Below are 22,403 nucleotides of genomic sequence, written 5' to 3'. Positions count from 1 at the left end.
TCCTTCATCTTATCATTAATTCCCTAGTTGTTTTAAAGCAATATAAGCCATTAATCCTGTTGATATTTTCAAAGCGTCTTCATCAATATCAAATCGCGGGGTATGTACTGAATATTGCGTGTCTTTTGCGGCATTACCAGTACCTAAACGGTAAAAACAGGCATCTGTTACCTGCGAGTAGAAAGAAAAATCTTCAGCAGCCATCCAGATATCTAAATCAACCACATTGTCTTTACCCAAAAATTCTTCAGCAAAGGTTCTTGCATTTGCCGTTAACTTTTCTTCGTTAATTAAAAATGGATAGCCTCTATGGATATCAAAATCGCAGCTTCCCCCCATACTTTCGGCAATACCTTCAGCCATTTTTTTCATGCGTTTGTGTGCTTCATCTCTCCAGTTTTCATCTAAGGTTCTAAACGTACCTTCAATTTTTACCTCATTTGGAATGATGTTAGTTGCTCCATTGGCATTTACTTTACCAAAAGATAAAACCGATGGTGTACGTGGATCGGCATTGCGACTAACAATCTGTTGCAAAGCAATAATGATGTGCGAAGCGATTAATACCGGATCGATATTTTGGTGAGGTTGTGCACCATGACCGCCTTTCCCGGTTACCGTAACATACAATTCATCGGTTGAGGCCATGTAAATCCCTGAACGAAAGCCTACTTTACCAGCATCAATTAGCGGCATTACATGCTGACCAACAATATAATCAGGTTTTGGATTCTCCAATACACCTTCTTTAATCATGATACTCGCTCCACCTGGCAATAACTCCTCTGCGGGCTGGAAGATCAATTTAATGGTTCCACCGAATTCATCTTTCATCTGATTTAGGATATGAGCGGTTCCTAAAAGTGAAGAAGTATGAACATCATGTCCGCAGGCATGCATTACACCATGGTTTTTAGAGCGGTAAGGCTTATCATTGGCTTCATGGATAGGCAATGCATCCATATCGGCACGTAAGGCAATTACTTTATCAGATGAAAGGTTACCCTTAATTAAACCTACCACACCTGTATTGGCACAGTCGGTATATTCAATTCCCCATTTTTTTAATTTATCCTTGATGAACAATGACGTTTCGAATTCTTTGAAAGATAATTCAGGATTGGCATGGATATGTTGACGATAAGCTACTACATCGTTAAAAATGTTGGCGGCCAGTTCTTGGATTTTATTTTTGATCATTGTTTGTTGTGGTATCTAAACTTGGTGCATTAATTTTCTCCCTAAAAATAAACAGTGTCGGGAAGTTTGGTCTGAGTTCGTTTATGAGGCGTTGCGCTTCTAAGCGCGTGCGGAAGTCACCAACCCGAACATAATAATTGGGTTCTTTATAAACGAGGTAGGTATTATATTTAGGATAAAGTCCTTTAAACCTTGCCTGTTCGTTAAAAACCTCGCGCCGGTCTGACCCATAGAAAATCTGTACGCGATAACCATAGGCGGAAACAATGGGTTTGCCCGGTTTTACCTCTCCAGAAGTTTTATAAACTGCCAAACGTTTGGCAATTAAACTATCAATTAAGGGATCTTTTATAACCGTTACCTCCCCTTTTTGTGCAAAAGCAGCAGTAAAAAGAAACAAACAGCATATAAAAGTTAGTATTATTTTCATGTGTAAAAATCCTGGCATTTAGTGAGTAGATGAATAAAATATCATCTCCTTTCTTCTTAACAACAAGAATGCCGAAATCGTTGCAAAAATCGGCATTCTTTATGGGTTAAGCAAATAGTTATTATTTGGGCAGATTTTTTCGGTTCGTCATTTCGAGTGCAGCGCAGCGAAGTCGAGAAATCTTTTAAACTAGGTAATCGGCTAGGGTTAATTCAAAAATTCTAAAGTACGGCCGAAAATCAGTTTCTCGGAAAAGATTTCTCCATTCCGCTGCCATGAAAAATCGGCATGCTTCAGTCGAAATGACGATTAATTTATGTGATGACATAATAAAAAAGCCCTGACAAAAAATGTCGGGGCTCAATAAGCTATTATAAGTATTGATTATAAATTAGCGCCGTGGCAATTTTTGAATTTTTTACCGCTACCGCATGGGCAAGGTTCGTTTCTGCCAACGGTTACTTCCTTACGGATTGGCTGTTGTGGAACGGCCTCGCGCGTATCGCCAAACTCGATACCTGGTTCTTCTCTACCAAATTCTTGTTTAGTAGTTTGCAGCTTCGGTTGTTTTACCGGGGCTGGTGCCTCTCTAACCTGATCTGGTTCTTGTTGAACCGGAATACCGCCTTTATATAAGAAACTTACCACTTCTTTATTCACCGCATTAAGCATGTTTTTAAACAAGTTGAAAGCTTCCATTTTATAAATTACCAATGGATCTTTCTGTTCGTAAACCGCATTTTGTACGGATTGCTTCAAATCATCCATTTCGCGTAAATGCTCTTTCCAGCTATCATCGATCAAGGCAAGGACAATGGTTTTTTCGAATGAGCGAACCACTTCTTTTCCTTTATTATCGATAGCTTTCTTCAAATCAACCGCTACCTGAATACCGCGGATACCATCAGTAAACGGAACCACAATCTGTTCGATGTGTTCACCACGTTCCTGATAAACCTGGGTTAAAACTGGTAATGATTGTTGGATAATGGCTTCCGATTTACGTGCGTAAAATGCTTCAGCTTCGTCGAATAACCTTTCAGTTAACTGAGGAATACTGGTTGAAGTAAATTCTTTTTCGGTAATGGCCGTATCTAAAGAGAAGTTTTTGATTACTTCCAGTTTAAAACCATCGTAATTTCCTTCTTGTTTATATTCGCTTACGATATCTTCGGCAACATCGAAAACCATATTGTTCATGTCTACATCTAAACGTTCGCCAAATAAAGCATTTTTACGTTTAGCATAAATTACGGTACGTTGCGAGTTCATCACATCATCGTACTCCAATAAACGTTTACGGATACCAAAGTTATTTTCTTCTACTTTTTTCTGTGCACGTTCGATAGATTTGGTAATCATTGAGTGTTGGATCACTTCGCCATCTTCGATACCCATGCGTACCATGATACCAGAAATACGCTCTGAACCAAATAAACGCATTAAGTTATCTTCTAATGAAACGAAGAACTGAGATGAACCTGGATCACCCTGACGACCCGCACGGCCACGTAACTGTCTATCTACACGACGAGACTCGTGACGCTCGGTACCAACAATGGCTAAACCGCCAGCTTCTTTAACACCTGCACCCAATTTAATATCGGTACCACGACCAGCCATGTTGGTTGCAATGGTTACGGTTCCTGCCTGACCAGCTTCGGCAACAATATCGGCCTCTTTCTGGTGCATTTTCGCATTTAATACATTGTGTTTAATTCCACGGAGTTTAAGCATACGGCTTAACAACTCGGAAATCTCTACCGATGTTGTACCCACTAGTACCGGTCGACCAGCTTTTGGCTCTAGTTGCCCTGTTTCAGGATTAACCGCAGGAATTAATGCGCCTTTAGCATCGAGCTTAGGCACAGCTCTACCTGTTGGATCGTATTTAATTACCGGTTTGCCATCTTTTTGTTTCGGATTTCCTTCTTTATCCAGCTCATATTCGGTTTCGTAATGAGAATACGGAAAAACAAGGAACTGAATTTCTGACGCAACGGCGTTATATTTTTCACGAACAGTACGGTAAACGTAATCCTGCTCATCTTTTCTAGAAATATTTCTGTTGGTTGGAATTTCTACTACGTCTAATTTGTAGATAGACCAAAACTCACCAGCTTCCGTTGTTGCAGTACCCGTCATACCACAAAGTTTGTGATACATACGGAAATAATTTTGCAGGGTTACGGTTGCATACGTTTGGGTAGCATCCTCAACTTTTACATTCTCTTTAGCTTCAATTGCCTGGTGTAAACCATCAGAGTAACGACGGCCATCCATAATACGACCTGTTTGCTCATCAACAATTTTAATCTTTCCTTCATCGATGATGTACTCTACATCAATCTCAAATAAAGTATAAGCTTTTAACAATTGGTTAACCGAGTGGATGCGTTCTGCTTTAACAGAATAATCGCGCATTAAGGCATCTTTTTGAACGACTTTTTCTTCTAAAGGCAGGTCAGATTTCTCTAAATCTGCCACTGCAGTACCTACATCAGGCAATACGAAGAAATTTGGATCTTCACCCGATTGGGTAATCAGTTCGATACCTTTTTCGGTTAATTCAACCTGGTTATTTTTCTCATCTATATAGAAATACAATTCAGAATCTACCTTAGGCATATTCTTAGATTGATCTGCCATATAGTGGTTTTCGGTTTTCAACAACAAACCACGAACGCCACTTTCGCTTAAAAACTTAATTAAAGCTTTGTTTTTTGGCAAACCACGGTATGCACGTAATAAAGCTAAACCACCTTCACCTTCTTCGGTTCCGCTGTTTCCTGCGTTGATTAATTTCTTCGCTTCGTTTAATGCTTGCGTTACGTATGCTTTCTGTGCATTCACTAAACGTTCGATGCGTGGCTTTAATTCATAAAACTCATGCTCATCACCACGTGGAATCGGACCTGAAATAATCAAAGGTGTACGGGCATCATCAATCAACACTGAATCGACCTCATCCACCATTGCAAAGTGCTGCTTACGCTGTACTAACTGGTCAGGTGTCTGCGACATATTGTCACGCAGGTAATCAAAACCGAACTCGTTATTGGTTCCGTAGGTAATATCTGCGGCATAAGCTTTTCTTCTTTCCTCAGAGTTTGGCTCATGTTTATCAATACAATCTACACTTAAACCATGAAATTCGAACAATGGCCCATTCCACTCACTATCACGACGGGCTAAGTAATCATTCACGGTAACGATGTGAACACCTTGTCCGGCCAATGCATTTAAATAAGCTGGTAATGTACTTACCAGGGTTTTACCCTCACCGGTAGCCATCTCGGCAATTTTACCGCTGTGCAATACAATACCACCAATTAACTGTACATCGTAATGTACCATGTTCCAGGCAACTTCAGTTCCTGCAGCATCCCATTTATTGGCCCATTGTGCCTTATCGCCAACAATTTTAACATTGTTTTTTCTTGCAGCATAATCTCTATCGAACTGGGTTGCGGTAACCTCTAAATAATCGTTTTCGCTTAAACGACGAGAAGTTTCTTTAATCACAGCAAAAGCTTCAGGAAGGATTTCCAAAAGTACTTTCTCCAATTCTGTATCGCGCTCTTTACCTAAGGCATCAACCTGGTCATAAATCGCTGTTTTTTGGTGAAGATCTAAATCTTCGCTCTCTGCATCAGCTTTTAGTGCTGAAATTTTCTCATCAATTTCGGTTAAAAAGGCCGAAATTTTTTCTTTAAATTCTATGGTTTTACCACGTAACTCATCGTTACTAAGCACAGACAGTTTACTGTAGTGTTCGTTAATTTTAACAACCAATGGCTGAATAGCCTTTATATCTCTTTCTGATTTACTTCCGAAAACCTTCGCTAAAAATCCTAACATTATAATATTTTAAATCGTATTTATTATTAAAAAAATGGTGTGTTACAACAACCAAGCCATTGTCTTTTTTAAGTCAGCTTGGCAGTTATTGCTATAAATGGGGGATAAAATCTTGTAAAAGATCTTTTAAGAAAGAAAGCTAGGGGCTGTTATTCTTTGGTTTTTTCCTGATTGTTAAATCAGCAATTACCTGATTTACGCTCACATATTTTGCAACTTTTAACGGGGCTTGGGTGCCTATTAATGCGAGCTTGGTATACGATAACAAGTATGGATTACGATCCTCATTAAGTTGAACCGATTCTTTACCCGTTGAATTAATACTGATATTATGCTCATTACAATATTCGTTTAATATCCTTAGCCCTTCAACACGTTCGGCTTTTGCCAAATGTGTTAAGCTAAAAAATACAAGCGATATGGTAACCAGGTGTTTCATTAATAGCGGCAAAGCTAGTTTTAATCTTTTATAAAAAGAAATTACATCATCGCAAAAAGCATACCTCAATTTTCTAAGCTTTATATAATAATAACTCCATCATAATGACAAACGATGGAATCATCCATACAAAAGCGTAAATTACCGATACCCATTAAATAAATTTTGTGGATATATGTTAATTTGTTTATGCTTAAGAAATTAAACTTTAGGATAATTATTCAAGTTATTGCCGCTATATTTCTGTTAAGTCTGCCGCTTCTTTTAGTTTCAGATCAAAACATTAAATACATCCTTACGACTTCGGGATTAGTACAATATTTACTTTTTTGCCTGATTTTTATAGCAATTTATTTTATACATGCCCTTTACTTGTTCCCAAAATTATATGACAAATCACGATATGTTTTATACTTATTTGGATTGATGATTATTTTGGCCGGTATATTAGAACTCAGGCCTTTTGATAAATTTATTTTTCAAAACAGGAACTTTGCTGAGCGACCGGCCACATTTGACCGCCCTCCGATGCCTCCAGATCAGAAACAAATTCTACCATTTAACGGCAAACCATTTCCAGGCGGCCACCAAAGAGGCGCTAAGACCGGCCCACGAATTGATGTGGCAAGTCTTTTTCTTTTTTTCCTAACCATTATAATTAGTTTTACCAAGGAAACAAATAAACAGTTAAGTCTAACTACACAAAGGGCATTGATTGCAGAAGCCGAAAAAGCGCAAGCAGAGTTGTCTTTTTTAAAAGCCCAGGTCAATCCACACTTTTTATTTAATACACTCAACAACATCTATACACTTGCCGTAATTAAAGATACAAATACAGCACCCTCGATAATGAAGTTATCCAACATTATGCGCTATATAACCGATGAGACCAAGCATGATTTTGTAAGTTTACAACAGGAACTGGATTGCGTTACCGATTTTATTGATTTACAAAAATTAAGGCTAACCCAAAAAACAACCTTATTATTTGAACTTGAAGGTGACTTTGAAAATAAAAAAATTGCCCCTTTAATATTAATGGCCTTTATTGAAAATGTTTTTAAATATGGCATCAGTAATCACAACAGCAATAAATTAATCATCAAAATTTTTAGCAGGCAAAATTCATTAATTTTATTTTGTCAAAATACTTTATATCCCGATAAGATCAATACCGAACGAAGTGGTATTGGTTTGAAAAATACAAAACAACGTTTAAACTACATTTACCAAAATAAGCACATTTTAAGCGTAGATAACAGCAATAACCTATTCACAGTTAATTTAACGATTCAATTATAATGGCTAAAACCTTAAAATGTGTAGTTATTGATGACGAACCACTAGCTGCAGCCCTGATAAAAAGTTATGTAGAAGCATCGGATAACCTGGAAGTTGGAAGTGTATTTGAAGATGCAATTGCGGCTTCAGAATATTTAAACAACAATAAAACAGACCTTCTTTTCTTGGACATCAATATGCCAGATATTACAGGTATAGATTTATTTAAATCGTTAAAAAATAAACCAATGTTAATTTTTACTACGGCATATAAAAACTTTGCTTTTGAGGGATTTGAATTGGAAGCCATTGATTATTTACTCAAACCAATAGATTACCCGAGGTTTAAAAAAGCGGTAAACAAAGCTAAAGAGTTTTATAGTTATCAAAATAATAAACAAGCTACAGATTTTGTAGAAAGCATATTTGTTCATTCAGAATACAAGCTTATTAAAATTAATTTGCCTGATATTTTATTTGTCGAAAGTTTGGAGGATTATGTCAAAATTCATTTACAGGGCAGCAAGATGGTTTTAACCTTAATGCCGCTAAAAAAAATGATGGATAAACTCCCTGCAGATCGTTTCAAACGTATACACCGGAGTTTTGTGGTATCTACACAAAAAATTAAAGCCATACATAACCGAAAAATAGAATTGATAACCGGAGAAATACTCCCAGTTAGTGATAGCTATGCTGATGTTATAAATGAATGGAAAAAGAGTTAATCTCTCTTAACACTTTTTAACTAAATTTTAACTGACCGATACAAAACTTCTCCTTATCGATACACACTTGCCTGGTTTATAGAATCTTTCGACTTTAGAATCAGTAACTAACAAGAAGATAATAGCATGGAAAGAAAAAATTTCATCAGGAGTTTAATGATTGGAGCAATCTCTACTCCTGTAATAATTGAAGCATGTAAAAAAAGTAGTGTTACTGATGAAACTTCATCAGGCTCGGGAACAGCTGGAACAACTACCAGTACAAACGGAACCTGTACTGTAGCACCTACTGAAACGGAAGGGCCCTTCCCTACAAAAGTACCTGCATCATATGTTCGCAGTGATATTACCGATGGACGTACAGGTTACAAAATGACAGCTAAAATTACAATTGGCAACTTGAATAACAATTGCGCTGCTTTGGCAGGAGCTATAGTAGATATCTGGCATTGTGATGCAGAGGGAAATTATTCTGAGTATGGCGGCACAGGTATGCAGAGCACAAATTATCAATCAGTCCATTTTTTACGCGGTAGGCAAACCACTGATGCAAATGGACTGGTAACTTTTACCACGATCTTCCCGGGCTGGTACAGTGGCCGCGCAACACATATCCACGTACATGTTTATAATGCAGCCGGCACATCATTAAATGTAACACAAATTGCTTTCCCCGAAGGTGCAGGAACATCATTGGCTTTAGTAAATGGCTATAGCAAAGGTATGACGGGCTATACCTATAATAATGCCGACAATGTTTTTAGCGATGATAAAACGGGTGTAGAAATTGCAGCCGTAACGGGAACATTGACGGCAGGTTTCGAACTCACATTTAAATTGAACGTAAAAGCATAGCATAATCCTTATAATTGTTTTATTTTCATAAAGACGTTAGGATTTCTTAGCGTCTTTTTTAATTTTATGCCATGTCGAGGAAAGTAATTACGCTATGTTATCGAAAAATAATTGATGCAACCAATACCAGCGCTTGGGACAAGTTTGTACATGAAGACAGTTTTGCTGAGTTTAAAATGCAGGCACAGTTTTATAATCAGGAAGAGCGATTTACTACTTTTGCCGAAATGGTATTGAATGTTCCAGAGGCTGAGAAATTACATTTTCTGGTCAGCGCAGCAATTACTGGCTATTTGCGCCAGTTAAATGGAATTATCCCTGATGTACTGGATAATTTAGGCAGACGTTTCCTGTTTTTTGAAAACTTTAAATTCGAATTAATCAATTCGGATATTAACAGTCTTGAAAAGCATAAAGTGGCCATCAATTTTTTCTCAAAACCGCTGGTTTGGCACGATACAATAGATAATTTGCTTTTGGTATCGCAATTTAAAGAAAGTAATGAAGATGAAGTTTTCACAAATCTTTTTCAGATCCAGCCTTTCGTAAGTATCCATGCCATAAAAAACATTGATTAACGATGGAACTCAAACCTGGAAAAATATTTTTAGCCGATGAGCGGGGCTTAACAGAAACCTCGGCACTAAGAAGATACAGCACCTTTAATTTTGAGAAATATTACAGCGAACACAGAGAAGCTTTTGGTAACTTATTTTTATGCAATGATGAATCGATTGCTGGCGGAAAGGTTACCTTTTTTCTATGCAAAGAAGATTCGCTCCAGATATTTATGCCCATTACCGGCGGAATTGATATTGTTGCCAATGGAAAAGAATTTGCTTTAGAAACCGGGCAAATACAGGTGTTGAATATGGGTAAAGGTGAAGTATTGGAAATCAGCAATCCTTATCAAAACGACACAATTAATTACATGCAATTTGGAATTAAAACCGATATGTTTTTAATGCGGGCAAGCGAAATGCTTTTCAACTTCGATTTTGAAAAAAACCAGAACCAGCTACTCGAAATTATTGCGAACCCGAAATTGCCTTTTAAATTAAGTGCAGGCATTTTTGCTGGTCGCGAAGAAGCAGTTTATAAAATGCAAAGCCCAAATCATCAGTTTTATGCTTTTATTATTGATGGGGCTTTCGAAATTGAAGGCCGCTTGATGCATGCAAGAGACGGTTTAGCACTCTGGGATATTGAACAGGTAGCGTTGGAGGCCTTGAGCAATAATGCGATTGTGGTGGCTTTGGAGTTTGGATTTTAGTTTTTTTGTCATTCTGAACGCAGTGAAGAATCTTTAATTTACTAATAGATTCTGAAACAAGTTCAGAATGACGGATGGAATGAAAGGATTTCTTTGTTTCGTCGTGAAGTCAGATGTTACCATCTGACTTAGTGCATATCTAAAAAGATTTGATGCAGTGTAAGATGGTAACATCTTACACCACAAATAAAAGCCTATTATTTAAAAACTACTTCCGTAGCGCCATAGCCAAACTTTTCTTTTCTGGCATCCATATATGTTTTCACATGTGGGTTTTTACTGATCAGTTTATGGATTTTATCTCTCAAAGTACCATTACCAGAACCATGGATAAAAACGATTTTATCGAAATGATGAACAACCGCAGCATCCATGGCGGTTTGAAAATGATTGACCTGGATCTGCAGCATTTCATCAGCTTCTAAAAAATGATGATCATCTCTCAGTTTTTCGATATGTAAATCGATTTCTTTTTGAGGAGCTGCCACCGTTTTTTTCTCTTCGGTAGATTTGAAAAAACTTTCTTTTAATTTCTGTGGATCGATGGTTACCGGAACCAGATCATCCAAACGGATTAACCAGCCCTTATTTCTCAATTGAGGTAATTCCTTTTGTTCGGTGCTAAAATCTTTTGCCCTAAATTTCTTACGGATTACTAAAGGGTCGATAGGTTTCACATCAGCTTTGCTAAATACCAAAACCTGAAAGTTAAATTCTGGCCAAAGGTCAAGATCGGCCAAGGAAGCAGAATAAACTAAAGTAGAGCCGTAAGATTCGATTATCCCATGAAAAGCACCTGCATATTTCTCTTTACGCTCAGTGGTTAAGCTTACCAGTAAAATATTTGGAGAATGGTTCTGCAGGTGAAAATGCACCACATTACCGGCCTTATCATCGGTAGCAATAGCTATATAAATACCGTTTTCGATTTTGTTAATGCCGGGGATATTTACCTGGATGGGTTTGGGGGCATCCAACGCTTCGGCTACCACACCATGACCATGCACAGAAGTTAAATTACTCACCGCAACAGGTATCTCGAAACCATCTTCATCGGTAACACCCAAAGTTTGGCTATCGATAATTTTAGTTACATAACCTTCACGTTTTTCATCAACAAAACGCACAAAATCTCCCAGTTTAAATTTCATTTTCTTTATTTTTTTGGCAAAGGTTTAGTCCCATGCATTTAATCAGATTATATCTTCGGACCTCAGACTTCCGAGCCCTGACTCAATTAATGACGAGTATCGTTTCCGTGATAAATGCTCAGGTAACTTTCATACCTCGAAACGGCAATTTCACCATCGTTTACTGCTGCTAAAACGGCACATCCAGGCTCGTTAACATGCCTGCAGTTGTTAAAACGGCAATCGTGCGAGGTTTTAAAGATTTCTCTAAAAAAATGACCTAGTTCTTCTTTTTCAATATCAATAACTCCCAGTTCTCTAATTCCAGGAGAATCGACAATGAAACCGCCCTGTGGCAGTTCGAACATTTCGGCGAAAGTAGTGGTATGCTGCCCTTTATCGCTCCAGTCTGAAACCTCCCCCGTTCTTAAATCGCGATCGGGCAATAATGCATTAATCAAACTCGATTTCCCCACACCCGAGTGACCAGATATCAGTGTAATTTTATCTGTAATCAATTCCTGAATAACCGGAATATTAATACCTTTTAAAGCCGAAACTTCATAGCAGGCATAACCGATATTCTCGTATATATCTTTGAACTCCTGAAGAATTTCTAAACCCTCTTTACTAAACAGATCGAGTTTATTAAACACCAAAACTGCAGGTACATCGTAAGCCTCGGCCGTAACCAGAAAACGATCGATGAAACCTAAAGATGTACGGGGCGAAGCTAGCGTAACCACCAGCATGGCCATATCCAAATTTGCAGCCAATATCTGTGCCTGCTTACTTAGGTTGATCGATTTGCGGATGATGTAGTTTTTACGTGGTAGCATTTCGTGTATCAAACCCTGGTTACTATCCCGTTCCAGATCAAATTTCACCCTGTCGCCAACCGCAATCGGATTGGTGGTTTTAAGTCCTTTAATCCTGAATTTCCCTACAATCCGGCAATCATAGCGTTCGCCATTATCGGCCAAAACACTATACCAGCTCCCTGTAGATTTAATAACTAATCCCTGCATATTTGCGGTAAAGGTATGAATATGATTTCATTGGTAGAAGCGGCTAATCAGGATAAAAGTTTGTACATTAATGATGGAGAATAAAAAGGAATACAGACATTTCGGCGATATATTTTGTTATCCATTAAATATCTTACATAAATCCAACGCTTTAAAAGGCAAAAAACCTAAATTTGCGACAACAAAAATCAAAAATATAATGAGTTTCAGAATAGAACACGATACCATGGGCGAGGTGCAGGTACCAGCCGACAAATACTGGGGTGCACAAACCGAACGCTCACGCAATAACTTCAAAATCGGACCAGAAGGTTCGATGCCAAAAGAGATTATCCACGCTTTTGGATATCTGAAAAAAGCAGCTGCGCTTGCCAATACCGAGCTGGGTGTATTATCAGCAGAAAAAGCCGATTTAATAGCTAAAGCATGTGATGAAATTATTACTGGACAGTTAGATGATCAATTCCCATTGGTAATCTGGCAAACTGGTTCGGGTACGCAAAGCAACATGAATGGTAACGAAGTGATCGCAAACCGTGCTCATGTAATTAACGGTGGTTCATTAGCTGACGATAAAAAAGTGCTTCACCCTAATGATGATGTAAATAAATCACAGTCATCAAACGATACTTACCCTACTGCAATGCACATTGCAGCCTATAAACTTACGGTAGAAAATACCATTCCAGGTTTAGAGAAACTAAGAAATACTTTAGCTCAAAAAGTTGAAGAATTCAGTACAATTGTTAAAACTGGGCGTACACACTTTATGGATGCTACGCCACTTACCTTAGGGCAGGAATTTTCGGGTTATGTACAGCAGATCGACAATAGCATCAGGGCCATTAAAAATGCTTTGGTTATGGTTGCCGAACTGGCTTTGGGTGGTACCGCGGTTGGTACAGGCTTAAATACGCCAAAAGGATACGATGTTTTAGTGGCTAAAAAAATTGCCGATTTAACCGGATTGCCATTTGTTACGGCTCCAAATAAATTTGAGGCTTTAGCAGCACATGATGCAATGGTAGAGCTTTCTGGCGCTTTAAAACGTACGGCGGTTGCTTTAATGAAAGTAGCTAACGATGTAAGAATGTTAAGCTCTGGCCCACGTTGTGGTATTGGCGAAATTGTAATTCCTGATAACGAACCGGGATCTTCAATTATGCCAGGTAAAGTTAACCCTACGCAACCAGAAGCCTTAACGATGGTTTGTGCACAAGTAATCGGTAACGATGTTGCCGTTTCTGTGGGCGGGATGAGCGGCCATTTTGAACTGAACGTATTTAAACCGCTAATTGCGGCTAACGTTTTGCAATCCGCCCGCTTAATAGGTGATGCCTGTGTTTCTTTTACCGATAAATGTGCGGAAGGAATCACCGCTAACTTGCCAGAAATTGAGAAACATTTACAAAATTCTTTAATGTTGGTTACGGCTTTAAATCCGCATGTGGGTTACGAAAACGCTGCTAAAATTGCAAAGAAAGCGCACAAAGAAAATAAAACTTTAAAAGCCGCAGCTGTAGAGTTAGGCTTGTTAACCAACGAACAGTTTGATGAATGGGTTCGCCCGGAAGACATGGTTGGCAGTTTGAAATAATTAATTTTCAAAGATGTTATAAAATATAAAATTTGTCATCCTGAGCCTGTCGAAGGACCCGCTATAAATTTATAATTAAGCGTTTCGACAGGCTCAACGTGACAAATCCAAGTGAAAGTATTTTATGCTACAACCTCTTTGCTAGCTTCAACAATTACAGTTCTAATCAATACGGTTAATTAAAACACAGGTAAAATGAATTCAGTACTCTCTACATTGCTCAGCTTAGTATCCATCATATCGCCTTGCATCGTATTTGGAACCTGTTGCTTTTTTTTAATAAAAAGATCTTCAGTTGAGGCCATTTTAATGACCATTGGCTCGGGTATTGGCCTGCTCATTAACCTATTTTACAGTTTTTTAATGCCATTACTAATTTCAGCTCAACATTTAGCTTATACAGAAGTTTCAAAGTACTATTCTATCGTAGGCGTCATTAGCTTTATAGCCAGTCTTTGTTTTGCAGCCGGGCTTTTCATTTTGGTTTACAATACCGTTAAAAAGGATGCTGTCATCCACGATCAATTTCCTAAAAGCATCGATTAACAATACAATGAACAAGCTGCACCCCGGTTTAAAGAATTTCTACATCATCCTTACATTATCTATCTTACATGTAGCTTGTAGTCCGCGGCCTAATATACAGGGCAAAGGTGAAGATTTTATGCAAGGTGTCTGGAATGAAGATTCTGTCGCTTTTAGCAATAAACTGAGCAACTACACACAGCACCACTTCAAATTTACCTGCGATTCTGTTTATATTGATATGGTTACCCACAGCAAAGTGAATTTTTACGAAGATTCCTGCTACAACAATGGCATTTGGAAAGAATATGCCAAAGGTGTTTACGTAGTTAAAGGTGATACCCTATTTGTTGGCGCCACCTTTACGCATGCTAATCATAAACAAAAAATATCGGGATGTTACCGCATTGGCCGATACGATAAGAACTTCCTGATCAAAAAGAAATCTGCAGATACCTTATTCTTAGAAAGTTTAAGCGATCAGCGCGAAATCAAATTAATCCTCAAAGAAAAAATTACCTGTATACAAAAAGAATTATAAAATGATTTTAACATCCATTAAAAAGAAATTAACCATTGCGCTGGTTTTTGGTTTTTTAGCCTATTTACCAATTCAGGCAAATGCCTGGGGGACTATTGGTCACCGGGTAGTTGGCGAAATTGCCGATAGCTACCTAAAAGCTAAAACACGCAAGGCTATTCAGGGCATTTTAGGTTACGAAACTTTGGCCATGAGTGCCAACTGGGGCGATTTCATCAAATCAGACTCTACCTACAATTACATGTATAACTGGCATTTTGTTAATCTTCCTGTGGGGCTCAACAAGGATGGTGTTTACAACTTTTTAGAAACTGAAAAATCGCCTAATCTTTACAACAAAATACCTGATCTAATTGCTGTATTAAAGAAAGTAAGCAGCACCCCAGCCGAAAAGAAATTGGCTTTACGCATGTTGGTGCACCTGGCTGGCGATTTATCTCAACCGATGCATGTTGCCCGTAAAGAGGATTTGGGTGGTAACCGCATTTCGGTATTATGGTTCAATGAAAAATCGAATATCCACAGGGTTTGGGATGAACAGCTTATCGAGTATCAGCAGTTAAGCTATACAGAATATGCGAAAGCAATTAATCATCCTTCGGCTGTTCAACTTTACAACTGGCAGAACACAAACTTGAAAGATTGCATTTATGAATCGTACACCATTTGCAACAAAATTTATGATACCACCAAACCGGATGCTAAATTAAGCTACCGCTACAATTTTGATTGGGTTGAAACCCTCAACAGCCAGTTACTAAAAGGTGGTGTGCGTTTGGCTAAAATGTTAAACGATATCTACGGATAATATTTCAGATATTCTTCGATGCCCTAATGCTAAAAGCTTGGGGCATTTTTTTTGTCTGTAGCATATCAACCATAAAACTCGTTTAATTAGATATAAACCAAAACCGATTATAAACCATGAAAAAATTAATACTTATTTTAACTGTTTGTTTAGCGTTCGGCTGCAAAAAAGATCTTGACAAAACATTAACCCAAAAAGACTGGCGCATCGAATCGGTTACAGTTAGCCCGGCAATGACCATTGGCCAAAAAACGAGCACCAACTATATGGAACTGATGGGATCAGCCAGTTGTGTGAGTAATTCCATGATCTCTTTTTCTCAGGATGGCACATACACTTCAGGTTCCAACGGAGCGCTTTGCGATATGATATCTGACACAAGCATTAGAACCTGGAGAAGGGATGGTGATCAGATTTTTTTATCTTATGCGCCACAATCACCAATGACATTAAAGGGAGATAGATTAACACAAAGTACTTCAAACCCAGGAGAAGGGGGAATTATTTATACATTTGTTTTTGTATATAAATCCAAATAATATTGAAAATTTTAATGGTCTGCCTTGGTAACATCTGCCGTTCACCGTTGGCTGAAGGCATTATGCGCCATCTGGTTAATGAACGAAACTTAAACTGGGAAATTTCTTCGGCAGGAACGGGTAACTGGCATATCGGCAAAGCCCCGGATCACAGGAGTATTTCGGCAGCGAAAGCGCTAGGTTACGATATCAGCAAGCAGCGGGCGCAACAATTTAACCATTCCATGTTTGCTAAATACGATCTGATTTTGGTTATGGACAGGAATAATTTAGCTGATGTTCAAAGTCTCGCTAAAACCAATGAGGAGCGGAAAAAGGTTAAACTTTTCCTTGATAACGACGAAGTTACAGACCCATATTGGGATAATGCCCTGTTTAACCCCGTTTGCAGACAGGTTGAAGAAAGGTGTAGAGAAATTATCAAACAACTTTCTTAAATTTAAAGCTCAATATCAATCACTAACCAAGTCAAAAATGAAAAAGTACCTGTCAGTATGTTTGTTAATTACATCCGTTTTTTTATTCCAAAGCTATACCACTGCTAAGAAATCGGCAAAAGTTTTAGTTTTTTCCAAAACCAAAGGCTTTAGGCACAACTCTATTGAAACCGGAAAAGAAGTTATCCAAAAATTAGGCACCGAACATCATTTTGATGTAGATACCACAGAAAATGCCGATCTGTTTACAGAAGATAACCTTAAAAAATATGCTGCTGTTATTTTTCTAAATACAACAGGCGATGTTTTAGACAATAAACAACAGGTAGCCTTCGAAAGATATATCCAGGCAGGTGGAGGTTATGTGGGCATCCATGCCGCAACGGATACTGAATACGATTGGCCTTGGTACGGCAAATTGGCCGGCGCTTATTTCATCAGTCACCCGGCCGTACAGGAAGCTAAATTTATCATTAAAGACAAAAAACATCCTTCGACCAAATTCTTTGCCGATTCAGTTTGGATGAGAAAAGATGAGCTATATAACTTTAAGGATATCAATCCAGATATTAAAGTGCTGATTACTTTAGACGAGAAATCGTATACTGGTGGTAAAAATGGCAATTTCCATCCTTTTAGCTGGTACCACAATTTTGATGGCGGCAGGGCTTTCTATACCTGTATGGGCCATACTAAAGAAGGCTGGACAGAAGGTAAATTCCAGAACCATTTATGGGGCGGCATTGAATATGCCATAGGCGGACAAAAGAAACTGGACTACAGTAAGGCTCATTCAAAATTATAAGATCAAGGTTGAGCCCGCTGAACAATTAGCAGCGGGCTCAACCTTTCATCCCTATCTAATAAAACAACTGAGAAAGCACATTGCTTGCACTTGGAGCCGCAGGTTTCAGGAATAAATATTTATGAAGATCTGGCTTTTTTCAGATTAACCAAATAAATATAATTCAGCATACAGAAAGAAGCTACGGCCCCGAAAGTATGCCATAAAAAGTGAGTACCAATTGTAAACACATCCCATTTATCGGCAATGCGAAAAGTTAGCGCAAAAATGAAAGCAATTAGCGCAAAGCCAACCCATTTGCCATTTTTCCATTCTGTTTTGATCAGATAGCCAAATACAGGAAATAAAACCAGCCCAGCCATAAAAGCATAATTGATATTGATAAAAATCTGAAAATCGCCATTGCTAAAAAGCCTTCGGACATAAAACTGAAAGAAGGCATATATCGCTACAATTAGAACGGCAAAATACCACTTGGTTAACTTCGAAAGAAAGTAAACACCAGCCGAAAGGCACAAAATCATAATCGGCATCCAGTCCATCATAATAAAAATTGGCCAACGCCTCAATCCATGATAAGTGGTGCCTCCAATTCCACCTATATAAAGTAAAACCAGGGCAATGGTCAGAAAAGTATGCTGTTTAAAATTCCCCCAAATTTTTATTGTCCAATACACTGCAATAGCTAAAAAAAAGCAACTAGTTATAGTATTAAATGGCTCAGGAAAAAGCTGGCTAAGATTCGTTTCAGTATACATTGTACCTCCATCGGGAGGATTCTGGATAAAAGCGCTCATAGTTAATTAACGTAAACTGAAATTAAATGTTTGGTGAATCCATGTAACGATCAAGATGTAAAAATAATTTCGTGTTTACATTTTCAAGACGTTAAATATTGATTAACTCTTTTCCTTCAGCTGTTATTTTTTTGTACTTTAGTTAGATCTAAGCTATAATGATGATGAAACCCATATTAATTCTTTTTCTATTCTTAACAACAGCAATTTACGCCCAAACACCGCCTAAACCTTACGGTGTACTACCATCAAAAAGGCAACTGGCCTGGCATGATATTGAAGTTTACGGCCTAATCCATTTTACGCCAACTACATTCGAAAACAAAGAATGGGGCTTCGGCGATGCGGATCCGAAAACATTTAACCCGACAGATTTTAACGCCGATCAAATTATTAAAGCAGCTAAGGCTGGTGGATTAAAAGGCATTATCTTAGTTGCAAAACATCATGATGGTTTTGCTTTATGGCCAACCAAAACGACCGATTATAATATCAGTAAAAGTCCTTTCAGAGCAGGAAAAGGAAATTTAGTTAAAGAAGTGGAGCTGGCCGTACGTAAAAATGGTTTAAAGTTTGGCGTATACTGCTCGCCATGGGACAGGAACAATGCGCTTTATGGTACCGATAAATATCTGGCCATTTATCAGGCCCAGTTAAAGGAGCTTTATAGCAATTTTGGCGAACTTTTTATGAGCTGGCACGATGGTGCAAACGGTGGTGATGGCTATTATGGTGGTGCAAAAGAAAAACGCTCTATAGATAACACTACCTATTACGACTGGAAAAATACCTGGGCGATTACCCGTAAAATGCAACCGATGGCCAATATTTTTAGCGATATTGGTTTGGATATCCGTTGGGTAGGCAATGAAGATGGACATGCTGCACCAACCTCCTGGGCTACCTTTACACCAATGGCTCCTGATGGAAAAAATGAAGCTGTTCCCGGTCAGGCAAATTATCCGCAAAGCCCTGAAGGAATACGAAACGGTAAATTCTGGATGCCTGCCGAATGCGATGTTCCTTTAAGAAAAGGGTGGTTTTACCATGCCAACGAAAAACCTAAAACCCCAGAAACACTGTTCGATCTATATTTAAAAAGTGTTGGCCGCGGCGCGGGTTTAGATCTGGGTTTAGCACCCGATACCCGTGGACAACTTCATTATGATGATGTAACTGCTTTGAAAACTTTTGGCGATATGGTTAAACATACCTTCGAGCGTAACCTGGCCAAAAATGCATCGATTAAAGCGAGTAATGGCCGGGGCAAAAAGTATGATGTTGCTGCCTTGCTCGATGGCAACAGGGAAAGTTACTGGGCCACGCAGGATGATATTCATCAGGCAAGTTTAGAAGTAGATTTAAAAACAGCTAAAACCTTTGATATCATTAGCCTGCAAGAGTATATTCCTTTGGGTCAGCGAATAGAGGCTTACACCATTGAGGTATTTGAAAACAATGCATGGAAAAAAGTTTACGAGGGCACGAGCATCGGCGCGAAACGTTTGATTAAATTGGAGAGCCCTGTTACAACTAATAAAATAAAAATAAATATTACCAAATCGCCTGTTTGTATTACTTTAAGTGAAATTGGGATATATAAATTCACAAACTAATTTTGATTTGCCCTGCTTAAGCTATCGCTAAGTTTGAAAGTGAGTTCTGCAACATTGGATATTTCTTTGGATGTTTCTTTACTGTACTTTGATACGCTATCAGCTTGAATATCCCTTAACATCAAAGCAACAGCAAGAGACATTTTTTTTGCAATTTCCGCTTTCTTCGAACGATCGTAAGCCTCTAAATCTTTAAGCTTAAGAGGCTTCATCTGTTTGATAATTTGCAGGTTATTCTGGCTGGGGATAATGCCATAATCGTTCACTTCTCTAAGTTTTTCCTCTTTTGATAAGGAGGCCTTCAAATATAAAAGCTGATTAAAGGAAATCAGGTTATCGCTAAAACTATCCCTTAGCTTCTTGTATTGTTGCGTTTGATAATTCGGAGTAAAAAAGGCTACTCCAAACGAAAAAGCAATAAATAAAATAAACACGCCCGCATAGCGCAATTGAGTATTCTGCCAAGGCTGCTTTTGTAATTTAAAGCTAAAAATATAACAGATTATAAAACCAGCTATCATGCCTGCAATATGTGTTGCATTATCAGTTGATTTAGATAATGATCCGTTTAAAATAATTATCGCAGTTACAAAAACTGTACTGATCAACAATGCCCGGCCTGCATTTTTCTCAAAATATTTATTGAGCAAAAGTGCTATAAGTGCACCCATTACGCCCATAACCGCACCAGAAGCGCCAAAAATATAACCCGATTCGTGAAAAAGTAAACTGATAAATCCGCCACAAATGCCACTTAACAAATAAATAGTTAAGAATTTTTTCCAACCTAATTTATTTTCAACCATTAACCCTAAATAGATTAATGCGTACATGTTAAAAAACAGATGAGAAAACGACACATGGATAAATAAGCTTGAAATTAGTCTCCAATATTGCCCATCAAGCACCAGGAATTTATTGCTCACACCAAAATAAACCAATAAGGTTTGTATTTTTTCAACAAAACTTTCTTTAGAACCTGTTTGGTAGGCTTGTGTTAGTAAGTATTGCCTGTAAACAAATGTTACAAACGTTATTAAAACCCAATACAGAACATTCAATGCAACCAGGATTGGGGTAACGATATAACCCTTTTGAGGAAAAAACAGGAAGAAAACATTTTTGATCTTATTTTTAATGGCTAATGGGGCCTTTTCAAAATAAGTACCATCGGAAGTGGCAACTAATTCATGGAATTTAACTCTAATTTCATCCCACGAATCCTTTAGGTGATACTCCACGTATTCAAATTCATGAAAGAACTTTTCGAGGTTTGCATCATTCTTCCCATAATCATTTAAAAGCAGCTGAATACCTACGCATTCGCTTTTTACTACGGCAAAATTGCGGATAATACGGATCGAGATCTCCTCACTATAGGATTGAAAAGATAATGGTGTATAAGCAATAATCCCGGTTTCTGATAAGTGACTTAACTTCCATCCCAGATTTTCAATGGCCTGCCTGGCAATGATTAGGTATTTATCTGCCGGAAAATCGGCCAAAGGAATATATTTTTCAATTTTAGGCGAGTACCCCCAACTGATTGACATAGCGCGTTATATTTTTTTCGCTACTAAGATAATATAAGGTGATAGATTTTTGCTTTCGAATGGGATAATCTTTGTAAATACTTTTCCGGTCAGCCAAACTACTTTCTTAAATAAACGAACGCCTGCCGATTTCTGGCTTTCATTTTCCAGCCACACACTAAAACGACCAAAATAACCAGATTTTACTTCTTTAAGTCCGGCCTGCTCGCAGATAGATTTCAATAACACTGGGTTCATGCTATCAATATTGTGTTTATCGTAGTTTTCCTTATCAAAATTCTTTTGGAACCAGCCGTTAACCGCCTTAAAATTTGGCAGCGTGATAAACAAAGTGCCGCCTGGTTTTACGAAAGCGATATGACGGTTAATAATATCAGCAGTATCGTTAAAATGTTCAATTAAACCGCAGCTTAGTACAAGATCATACTGCTTTTCGGGCGTGTAATTAAAAAGATCAGTTTCAATGATATGGATATCCTTTTCGGTTAAGCCGTTCTTTTCTAAAAGCTCATTTACAACCGGTGGATGAACAAAATAATCGAGAAGGGTAACATCAAGCTGAAAATATTTTTTCAGGAATACGGCATAATAACCCGGAAAACCACCCAATTCTATAGCGGTTTTAACATTATCTTTCTGAATAACATCTGCCAGTTGCTGATGAAATAAATAGTTTGAAGGTAACTGAACCGCTAGTCCTTTTTTACTTTCCCAATAATTTACCCAAAAAGCCCTGTCGGTTAATAAATTTGCCATGTTTTAAATAATTCCACTCCCAAAGAAACGGAAAAATTTGGTTAACTGCCTAAAATGGTTAACTGTTTAAACTGATAAAAAATATCACATTGAAACTTCATCGTCATTTCGACCGCAGTGGAGAAATCTTTTAAAGTCGCAGAAAAGATTTCTCCATTGCAGTTCATCTGATAGCTATCGGATCGAAATGACGATTTTGAGCGC

23 protein-coding genes are annotated in these 22,403 nt (G+C 38.0%); 13 read left to right on the top strand and 10 right to left on the bottom strand.

All coding sequences use genetic code 11. The features are described from left to right. Nucleotides 1-15: 15 nt before the first annotated feature. The 4 genes from AC07VK_RS13595 to AC07VK_RS13580 form a co-directional block, all read right to left on the bottom strand. Nucleotides 16-1,200, bottom strand: coding sequence for a M20 metallopeptidase family protein (locus AC07VK_RS13595; protein ID WP_492961063.1), 1,185 nt, complete (start codon nt 1,198-1,200; stop codon nt 16-18). Continuing rightward, nucleotides 1,187-1,630 (bottom strand): SPOR domain-containing protein, encoded by a 444-nt coding sequence (locus AC07VK_RS13590; RefSeq protein ID WP_492952619.1) that lies wholly within the window; start codon nt 1,628-1,630, stop codon nt 1,187-1,189. Before AC07VK_RS13590 ends, AC07VK_RS13595 begins: the two co-directional genes overlap by 14 nt. A 384-nt stretch (nt 1,631-2,014) precedes the next feature. Then, nucleotides 2,015-5,491 (bottom strand): preprotein translocase subunit SecA, encoded by a 3,477-nt coding sequence (locus AC07VK_RS13585; protein WP_492952618.1) that lies wholly within the window; start codon nt 5,489-5,491, stop codon nt 2,015-2,017. Between the two features lie 139 nt (nt 5,492-5,630). Further along, a complete protein-coding gene (locus AC07VK_RS13580; protein ID WP_494932377.1) occupies nt 5,631-5,999 on the bottom strand; it encodes a hypothetical protein in 369 nt (122 codons plus the stop codon). Between the two features lie 120 nt (nt 6,000-6,119). Between AC07VK_RS13580 and AC07VK_RS13575 the strand changes: the two genes are divergently transcribed. From AC07VK_RS13575 to AC07VK_RS13555, 5 genes are all read left to right on the top strand, one after another. Then, nucleotides 6,120-7,232: a sensor histidine kinase gene (locus tag AC07VK_RS13575; protein ID WP_492952616.1), complete on the top strand. Its 1,113-nt coding sequence runs from the start codon at nt 6,120-6,122 to the stop codon at nt 7,230-7,232. Then, the gene (locus AC07VK_RS13570) at nt 7,232-7,939 is read left to right on the top strand and encodes a LytR/AlgR family response regulator transcription factor (RefSeq protein ID WP_492952615.1); all 708 of its coding nucleotides are present in this window, start codon (nt 7,232-7,234) and stop codon (nt 7,937-7,939) included. Before AC07VK_RS13575 ends, AC07VK_RS13570 begins: the two co-directional genes overlap by 1 nt. Before the next feature lie 126 nt (nt 7,940-8,065). Next, nucleotides 8,066-8,794, top strand: a complete 729-nt coding sequence (locus AC07VK_RS13565) for a dioxygenase family protein (protein ID WP_492952614.1) — start codon at nt 8,066-8,068, stop codon at nt 8,792-8,794. Nucleotides 8,795-8,865: 71 nt separating this feature from the next. After that, nucleotides 8,866-9,372: a hypothetical protein gene (locus tag AC07VK_RS13560; RefSeq protein ID WP_492961061.1), complete on the top strand. Its 507-nt coding sequence runs from the start codon at nt 8,866-8,868 to the stop codon at nt 9,370-9,372. Between the two features lie 2 nt (nt 9,373-9,374). Further along, complete coding sequence (locus AC07VK_RS13555; RefSeq protein WP_492961059.1) at nt 9,375-10,067, top strand: pirin family protein; 693 nt, start codon at nt 9,375-9,377, stop codon at nt 10,065-10,067. A 197-nt stretch (nt 10,068-10,264) separates the two neighbouring features. Here the strand turns inward: AC07VK_RS13555 and AC07VK_RS13550 are convergent, their stop codons facing one another. Both AC07VK_RS13550 and rsgA read right to left on the bottom strand, forming a co-directional pair. Next, a complete protein-coding gene (locus tag AC07VK_RS13550; protein ID WP_492961057.1) occupies nt 10,265-11,218 on the bottom strand; it encodes a Smr/MutS family protein in 954 nt (317 codons plus the stop codon). 86 nt (nt 11,219-11,304) lie between these two features. Further along, nucleotides 11,305-12,225, bottom strand: a complete 921-nt coding sequence (gene rsgA, locus AC07VK_RS13545; protein WP_057931375.1) for a ribosome small subunit-dependent GTPase A — start codon at nt 12,223-12,225, stop codon at nt 11,305-11,307. A 199-nt stretch (nt 12,226-12,424) separates the two neighbouring features. Between rsgA and fumC the strand changes: the two genes are divergently transcribed. After that, a complete protein-coding gene (fumC, locus tag AC07VK_RS13540; RefSeq protein WP_492961055.1) occupies nt 12,425-13,822 on the top strand; it encodes a class II fumarate hydratase in 1,398 nt (465 codons plus the stop codon). 179 nt (nt 13,823-14,001) lie between these two features. Here fumC and AC07VK_RS13535 read toward each other — a convergent pair whose 3' ends face one another. Beyond that, nucleotides 14,002-14,163: a hypothetical protein gene (locus tag AC07VK_RS13535; RefSeq protein WP_492952609.1), complete on the bottom strand. Its 162-nt coding sequence runs from the start codon at nt 14,161-14,163 to the stop codon at nt 14,002-14,004. A gap of 22 nt (nt 14,164-14,185) precedes the next feature. Here AC07VK_RS13535 and AC07VK_RS13530 point away from each other — a divergent pair, with 22 nt between their 5' ends. The 6 genes from AC07VK_RS13530 (at nt 14,186) to AC07VK_RS13505 (ending at nt 17,477) form a co-directional block, all read left to right on the top strand. Then, nucleotides 14,186-14,368 (top strand): hypothetical protein, encoded by a 183-nt coding sequence (locus AC07VK_RS13530; protein ID WP_492952608.1) that lies wholly within the window; start codon nt 14,186-14,188, stop codon nt 14,366-14,368. Nucleotides 14,369-14,375: 7 nt separating this feature from the next. Further along, a complete protein-coding gene (locus AC07VK_RS13525) occupies nt 14,376-14,888 on the top strand; it encodes a fumarate hydratase (RefSeq protein WP_492952607.1) in 513 nt (170 codons plus the stop codon). A 1-nt stretch (nt 14,889) separates the two neighbouring features. Beyond that, complete coding sequence (locus tag AC07VK_RS13520; protein ID WP_492952606.1) at nt 14,890-15,696, top strand: S1/P1 nuclease; 807 nt, start codon at nt 14,890-14,892, stop codon at nt 15,694-15,696. A 116-nt stretch (nt 15,697-15,812) separates the two neighbouring features. Further along, complete coding sequence (locus AC07VK_RS13515) at nt 15,813-16,235, top strand: hypothetical protein (RefSeq protein WP_492952605.1); 423 nt, start codon at nt 15,813-15,815, stop codon at nt 16,233-16,235. A gap of 2 nt (nt 16,236-16,237) precedes the next feature. After that, nucleotides 16,238-16,672, top strand: a complete 435-nt coding sequence (locus AC07VK_RS13510) for a low molecular weight protein-tyrosine-phosphatase (RefSeq protein WP_492952604.1) — start codon at nt 16,238-16,240, stop codon at nt 16,670-16,672. A gap of 37 nt (nt 16,673-16,709) precedes the next feature. Further along, a complete protein-coding gene (locus AC07VK_RS13505; protein ID WP_492961053.1) occupies nt 16,710-17,477 on the top strand; it encodes a ThuA domain-containing protein in 768 nt (255 codons plus the stop codon). A gap of 119 nt (nt 17,478-17,596) precedes the next feature. Here AC07VK_RS13505 and AC07VK_RS13500 read toward each other — a convergent pair whose 3' ends face one another. Beyond that, on the bottom strand, nt 17,597-18,274 hold the full coding sequence (locus AC07VK_RS13500; RefSeq protein ID WP_492952602.1) for a hypothetical protein: 678 nt from the start codon (nt 18,272-18,274) through the stop codon (nt 17,597-17,599). A 164-nt stretch (nt 18,275-18,438) separates the two neighbouring features. On the opposite strand from AC07VK_RS13500, the gene AC07VK_RS13495 reads away from it, so the two are divergent. Continuing rightward, the gene (locus AC07VK_RS13495; protein ID WP_494939803.1) at nt 18,439-19,890 is read left to right on the top strand and encodes an alpha-L-fucosidase; all 1,452 of its coding nucleotides are present in this window, start codon (nt 18,439-18,441) and stop codon (nt 19,888-19,890) included. Here AC07VK_RS13495 and AC07VK_RS13490 read toward each other — a convergent pair. Together AC07VK_RS13490 and AC07VK_RS13485 are read right to left on the bottom strand one after the other, a co-directional pair. Continuing rightward, nucleotides 19,887-21,443 carry a rhomboid family intramembrane serine protease gene (locus tag AC07VK_RS13490; protein WP_492961049.1) on the bottom strand — a complete coding sequence of 519 codons (1,557 nt, stop codon included), beginning with the start codon at nt 21,441-21,443 and terminating at the stop codon, nt 19,887-19,889. The genes AC07VK_RS13495 and AC07VK_RS13490 overlap by 4 nt on opposite strands. Before the next feature lie 6 nt (nt 21,444-21,449). Then, entirely contained in the window at nt 21,450-22,199 is a 750-nt protein-coding gene (locus AC07VK_RS13485) for a class I SAM-dependent methyltransferase (protein WP_492961047.1), read from the bottom strand. Nucleotides 22,200-22,403 lie beyond the last annotated feature (204 nt).

The sequence above is a fragment of the Pedobacter sp. GW821-FHT01D05 genome, assembly GCF_059422505.1.
Note: the sequence above shows the minus strand (reverse complement) of the source record. Positions and strands in the feature narration are given on the sequence as shown.

Coding starts and splice junctions, on each gene's coding strand:
- AC07VK_RS13595 (WP_492961063.1), bottom strand. CDS start 1,200: ATGATCAAAAATAAAATCCAAGAACTGGCCGCCAACATTTTTAACGAT.
- AC07VK_RS13590 (WP_492952619.1), bottom strand. CDS start 1,630: ATGAAAATAATACTAACTTTTATATGCTGTTTGTTTCTTTTTACTGCT.
- AC07VK_RS13585 (WP_492952618.1), bottom strand. CDS start 5,491: ATGTTAGGATTTTTAGCGAAGGTTTTCGGAAGTAAATCAGAAAGAGAT.
- AC07VK_RS13575 (WP_492952616.1), top strand. CDS start 6,120: ATGCTTAAGAAATTAAACTTTAGGATAATTATTCAAGTTATTGCCGCT.
- AC07VK_RS13570 (WP_492952615.1), top strand. CDS start 7,232: ATGGCTAAAACCTTAAAATGTGTAGTTATTGATGACGAACCACTAGCT.
- AC07VK_RS13565 (WP_492952614.1), top strand. CDS start 8,066: ATGGAAAGAAAAAATTTCATCAGGAGTTTAATGATTGGAGCAATCTCT.
- AC07VK_RS13560 (WP_492961061.1), top strand. CDS start 8,866: ATGTCGAGGAAAGTAATTACGCTATGTTATCGAAAAATAATTGATGCA.
- AC07VK_RS13555 (WP_492961059.1), top strand. CDS start 9,375: ATGGAACTCAAACCTGGAAAAATATTTTTAGCCGATGAGCGGGGCTTA.
- AC07VK_RS13550 (WP_492961057.1), bottom strand. CDS start 11,218: ATGAAATTTAAACTGGGAGATTTTGTGCGTTTTGTTGATGAAAAACGT.
- rsgA (WP_057931375.1), bottom strand. CDS start 12,225: ATGCAGGGATTAGTTATTAAATCTACAGGGAGCTGGTATAGTGTTTTG.
- fumC (WP_492961055.1), top strand. CDS start 12,425: ATGAGTTTCAGAATAGAACACGATACCATGGGCGAGGTGCAGGTACCA.
- AC07VK_RS13535 (WP_492952609.1), bottom strand. CDS start 14,163: ATGAGCAGGCCAATACCCGAGCCAATGGTCATTAAAATGGCCTCAACT.
- AC07VK_RS13530 (WP_492952608.1), top strand. CDS start 14,186: ATGCCATTACTAATTTCAGCTCAACATTTAGCTTATACAGAAGTTTCA.
- AC07VK_RS13525 (WP_492952607.1), top strand. CDS start 14,376: ATGAACAAGCTGCACCCCGGTTTAAAGAATTTCTACATCATCCTTACA.
- AC07VK_RS13520 (WP_492952606.1), top strand. CDS start 14,890: ATGATTTTAACATCCATTAAAAAGAAATTAACCATTGCGCTGGTTTTT.
- AC07VK_RS13515 (WP_492952605.1), top strand. CDS start 15,813: ATGAAAAAATTAATACTTATTTTAACTGTTTGTTTAGCGTTCGGCTGC.
- AC07VK_RS13505 (WP_492961053.1), top strand. CDS start 16,710: ATGAAAAAGTACCTGTCAGTATGTTTGTTAATTACATCCGTTTTTTTA.
- AC07VK_RS13500 (WP_492952602.1), bottom strand. CDS start 18,274: ATGAGCGCTTTTATCCAGAATCCTCCCGATGGAGGTACAATGTATACT.
- AC07VK_RS13495 (WP_494939803.1), top strand. CDS start 18,439: ATGAAACCCATATTAATTCTTTTTCTATTCTTAACAACAGCAATTTAC.
- AC07VK_RS13490 (WP_492961049.1), bottom strand. CDS start 21,443: ATGTCAATCAGTTGGGGGTACTCGCCTAAAATTGAAAAATATATTCCT.
- AC07VK_RS13485 (WP_492961047.1), bottom strand. CDS start 22,199: ATGGCAAATTTATTAACCGACAGGGCTTTTTGGGTAAATTATTGGGAA.